Raw genomic sequence first — 5,356 nt, forward strand, 5'->3', positions numbered from 1 at the left:
AGAAAGGCGACTGATTTACCAACAGCATAAAATCATTAAGCTGTCCAAAAGATCCAGCATTCCCCTCAATGGTCACCTGTGCGGTTTGTCTAGCCGCCGCCTGTCCCTCTTCCCCAGAGGCTGCGCCCGCTTCAGCGGTGGGTTCAGTTTGTCGGACGTTAGTAATTCTCACCCCAGCAATTTGCATAATCTCAGCCATTTCTTGACTTAAAGCTGACCAGGGCTTAATCTCGTTGAATACCAAAGCCAAAGCATCGGCTTCCTCATTGGTCTGTCTGGCTTCAGCATAAACGTGATCGAGGGCTTCGACTTGCACATTTTTCTCGCCTAGTTGCAACTCTAAAGCATCCACTTCTCTGGAAAGGGTGGCATTTTGTCGATTTAAAACGAACCAACCCCCGGCCATCAAGGCATTGAGTCCCATAGCCACCCCAAGTCCGATTAAAATCGGTGTTTGGTCAACAGGTTTTCCTTTCTGCCCACCTTGGGGCTTTCCGATGTCGGGCTTATAGTCTGGGCGATCGTTAAGAAAATTAATATCAAGGCTGTACATAATCACAAACCCTCTGGTAAGATTTCTATGGATATTTGGGAACGGGGGAGAGTTCCCCGATTAGGTGACACGCAGTCCTAAACCTAATGCCACTCCTAAACTAGCACGTTGTTCTGGAGGAATTTCCTTACCCTCGGTAGATATATTGAGGGCTTCTATGGGGTCAACCTGGGTGGCTGGCATAGCTAGGCGCTGCATGAAGAACTCATCAAGTTGTCCGATCGCCGCCCCAGGACCCGCCAGAAGTAACTGAGCGATTTCCAAACCATCATTTTGATTAATATAGAAGTCAATAGAGCGACGTAGTTCGTCGGCCAACTCTGCTAATACTTTAATTATGGCATTAACTCCCGGATTGGGTTCGTTCAATGCTCCCATTGTATCAGTTACCGGGAGGGTCATGGCCTGCAATTCCTGAACATCCCGAGACGGAGGTAGGTTCATGGCGCTACTGAGGGCGGTTTGCACCTGATACAAACCAATGGGAATGGTGCGGGTAAATTGGGGAACCCCATTGACAACAATCACTAATTCTGTGCTATCAAATTCGATGTCAGCCAAAATAGCCGCCTCGCTAGAACTAAAGTGTTCTAACTGACTTTTCATAGTCCGAATTAGGGAAAAGTTACTGATTTCTAAAACGTCTATTTTTAACCCAGCTTGTTGAAAGGTTTGTATGTAAGTATCAGTGATATCCTTACGGGTAGCGACTAACAAAACCTGTACTTTCTCGATGCCATCTTCATCAACAAATGTGCCGAGTTTCTGGTAGTCTACATCAGCTTCTTCCCTAGGAAAAGGTAGATATAAACCGGCTTCGGCGTTCATATAATCTTTGAGTTCCTCCTCATTTAACTCGGCGGGAACCGGAATTAAACGAGTTACAGCTTCCCTTCCCGGAATAGCGGTGGCGACGTTTTTGGTTTTGATGTTATTGTCCTGCAATGTGGACTCGATTAACTCCGACATGGTAGGAGTATCAACTATTTGACCATCCTGCACGACATTTTCGGGAACTTCGGCTGTCGCTAGGGTTAACAACTTGAACTTATCGCCTTTTTTCCGCACTTCGACAATACTAATTCGCTCGGTGGCTAGTTCAATACCCATTCCCGGCTTACGGCTCGAAAAAATACCTTTGAGGAAACCAACCATAGATTTATGTTTTGGATAGGGGAAGACCTGGCTCTACAATAACATTGTTTCCGTTTCAATATACCATGATGGTGAGGGTAGGCAGACCCCGCCCTCTAGGGACGAGGACTTTTTCAGCCTAGGAAACTATTAGGGCTGGGAAGTGTTTTCCTACTTGTCGAAGGCGGGATGATTTAACAGAGCCTCAATGACTCTTCTACCGCGTAATTGATTGGATAAGGGTAGGTGTCCCCTGGGAGCGCTTAGATCCCAGGTGAAGCCTTGGGGATAGCGAGTCCAAGTCCGATCGCTTCTCCAGCCAATTTTCTGCCACAATTTATCCCAATTTTTGCCGACACCTAACCAAATTTCCCGCTGGACTGTATAGCCAAATTGACCCTGGGAATGGACTCGCCACAGGGTATCGATGGTTTGTAAGTCAGCGACAGGAAAGCGATCGACTTCGGAAAAATATAGCCAGTTTCGTTTAACTGCAGCACTCCCGGCTAATTCACACAGGTTTCTGAGGGTCAGCAGGTCGGCGGCTTGGAAGTTTTGCTGTGCTAATTCCTGTTGGAGGGGAAAATAATCTGCCCCTACCAGTGAGTTTAGGGGGACTACTCCGGTGGGAAAATGGGTTTCCAAAAACTCTTTGGTTTTGGGGAGGTTGGCTGTATACAGTGCTTGATAGACTTGACCACTGACGGGGGTGGGAGTTTGGGTCTGCTGGTTGGTTAAGAATTCTATCAGTATATCTAAACCGAGTTCCCCCTGGGTCGCTAATGAGGCGATCGCCTTTAACTGCTGGGTCTGGCTGTCGCTGTTGAGTTGTGAGCGCAGTTGATTTAAGTCCATTGATAAGTCTTGAGAGGAGGAGGCGATCAAATCAGTCATTCAATATCTCCGGTAGCTGGAAACCGCCTAGGGTTAACTGGCGGCGGAAAACTAACTGGGCTGGTTTGGCCCAATAATATAAAAAGGTGATTAATTCACCATTGTACAGGTGCATTGGACTCAGTTCACCGCTGACGGACAATCTGGGGATGCCAAAATGTTGACAATTGCTGAAATTTCTTGGGGTGGACTTTGGTTATCTTCCAGGGTTAGGTGGGCTTGAAGGTCTCTCCCCTGCCCCAGGGAAGGAGTCGGTGGGTTGATTCTCATAATTATTGGGGCTTTTTCAGGCGATCGACCCTCCCTAACCAATGGATTCCTTTCTGGGTGAGTGTTTGGGGTTTTGTAAAGTTATATTACAGATTCTCATAACCTCGCGCGACTGGCAATCCTGGGCTAGTTGGGGTAAATTTGAGCTAGGAAAAGAAAAGTTTTTGTTTTTGGGGGTTGACAGTCTGGCGCTATGGCTGATAATATATATCCAGCGAAAACAAAGGAATTTTCTCCCCAAAAAAAGGGCTGTAAAGTTTTGTTAAGCACCTTCTACGTGCTATCGCGCGATCGTACCTTGAAAACCGCATACTGTAAGGTTTCCAAAGGTATAGGGTCAGACCCTACCAATTCCCCGCAAGGGGACGGAAACCATGATAGAAACGCCCCCAGTGGAAAATCTGGAGGCGAATGTCAGACCCTACCAATTCCCCGCAAGGGGACGGAAACCCTTGTCGCGTCAATCGACACGGTTTTGTAATATTCCTTTGAGGTCAGACCCTACCAATTCCCCGCAAGGGGACGGAAACATGATGTGTGGGCAAGCATCATCATAAAAGCTGATATTGCACGTCAGACCCTACCAATTCCCCGCAAGGGGACGGAAACCCGGATACCGGTTTGGCGAGAATTCGCTGTTGACGACGTCAGACCCTACCAATTCCCCGCAAGGGGACGGAAACAATCTGCATTTGTTCAAATGGAATCAGCTGATTCCGTCTGGAATCAGACCATCGTCAGACCCTACCAATTCCCCGCAAGGGGACGGAAACCCCTTATTGCGTTTTGCTCCAACTGGTCAACTTCTTTTTCGCGTCAGACCCTACCAATTCCCCGCAAGGGGACGGAAACTAAGCAGAATACCATTTTTTAAAAGATAGGTATTATCTTTGTCAGACCCTACCAATTCCCCGCAAGGGGACGGAAACTTGGGTATTGCCACCCCCCGCGGGGGTCTTGGGGGTCGACTTTACCCTGTCAGACCCTACCAATTCCCCGCAAGGGGACGGAAACTGGGATCTCCTCTTCTGATGCTTTGGTTCTTTTGGCCACTTGTCAGACCCTACCAATTCCCCGCAAGGGGACGGAAACTCGCGGTACTCTTTGGCAAGGGTTCGAAGGTCGGCCTGTCAGACCCTACCAATTCCCCGCAAGGGGACGGAAACCATCCCAGTTAGTCTTGACATCTTTGATGATGCCGGGCATGAGTCAGACCCTACCAATTAAGCGCAAGGGGACGGAAACCTGTTTCCCTTTCGGGGCTTTCCACTCCAGATGGACCTGTCAGACCCTACCAATTCCCCGCAAGGGGACGGAAACCCCCCTTGGCTCGGGTAGCTTTCGCTACCAACCCTGAAATTGTCAGACCCTACCAATTCCCCGCAAGGGGACGGAAACCTTTGCCTAGGGTATAACTTCTGTGTGTATTGACTTTCCCAGTCAGACCCTACCAATTAAGCGCAAGGGGACGGAAACGACCTCCACCTGCCACCATAGGGGGGTAAGGTGGTCGACCGTCAGACCCTACCAATTCCCCGCAAGGGGACGGAAACCGACGCTCACATACTCTTGTGTCGGCGTTGCTTGTGGTTCTTGGTCAGACCCTACCAATTCCCCGCAAGGGGACGGAAACTCTCCGGTAAAAACCGCGCTCTGATTGGGGAGAAAACGCCCCACTGTGTCAGACCCTACCAATTCCCCGCAAGGGGACGGAAACGTATGGGTGGTTTCACCCCCATACTCCATGGCTATTGCTAGCGTCAGACCCTACCAATTCCCCGCAAGGGGACGGAAACTCTTCGCCAGTTTTGACGTAAACGTCTTCATATTGTTTTGTCAGACCCTACCAATTCCCCGCAAGGGGACGGAAACCAAACACCAAAGCCGGGTACCCTATTTTAGACAATTTCTTGCCTAGTCAGACCCTACCAATTCCCCGCAAGGGGACGGAAACCCCGAACCCTATTTTTATTTTCCATTTTTCCCGTTCCTCCGGGGTGTCAGACCCTACCAATTAAGCGCAAGGGGACGGAAACCATTATGGACTTAGTAACGTCCTGGGGGATTACTCCCCCGTCAGACCCTACCAATTCCCCGCAAGGGGACGGAAACTATTCTATCAGAGAAAAAACTACTTGACTGGTTTACCTTCATCAGTCAGACCCTACCAATTAAGCGCAAGGGGACGGAAACTCCCCGTGTACATTCTTTACTACTGTCCAGAGGTTCCTATCTGTCAGACCCTACCAATTAAGCGCAAGGGGACGGAAACTCACTGAATGTGGGGTTTGAATGTGGGGTTATTCTATGTCAGACCCTACCAATTAAGCGCAAGGGGACGGAAACTTCTATCAAATTGATACTCCATCTGGTCTATCAACCACTGCGTCAGACCCTACCAATTAAGCGCAAGGGGACGGAAACACAATGCCGGGMATGACTTCTCCCCATTTCTCAATCACTCGGGTGTCAGACCCTACCAATTAAGCGCAAGGGGACGGAAAC

At 49.2% G+C, this 5,356-nt stretch carries 3 protein-coding genes and 1 CRISPR repeat array; all 3 genes read right to left on the bottom strand.

Features of this window, described 5'->3' with window-relative positions; all coding sequences use genetic code 11:
- Positions 1 to 553: PilN domain-containing protein (locus B9T16_RS25335; RefSeq protein WP_410246067.1), on the bottom strand; the 553-nt coding region annotated here is incomplete at its 3' end.
- A gap of 60 nt (positions 554 to 613) precedes the next feature.
- A complete protein-coding gene (gene pilM / locus B9T16_RS25340; protein ID WP_410223246.1) occupies positions 614 to 1,708 on the bottom strand; it encodes a type IV pilus assembly protein PilM in 1,095 nt (364 codons plus the stop codon).
- 150 nt (positions 1,709 to 1,858) lie between these two features.
- On the bottom strand, positions 1,859 to 2,581 hold the full coding sequence (locus B9T16_RS25345) for a GUN4 domain-containing protein (protein ID WP_006617073.1): 723 nt from the start codon (positions 2,579 to 2,581) through the stop codon (positions 1,859 to 1,861).
- A 606-nt stretch (positions 2,582 to 3,187) separates the two neighbouring features.
- Positions 3,188 to 5,356: direct repeats of the CRISPR family, unit length 37 nt; unit sequence GTCAGACCCTACCAATTCCCCGCAAGGGGACGGAAAC.

It is taken from the genome of Arthrospira sp. PCC 8006 (assembly GCF_046480465.1).
GTDB classification, from domain to species: Bacteria; Cyanobacteriota; Cyanobacteriia; order Cyanobacteriales; family Microcoleaceae; genus Limnospira; species Limnospira platensis.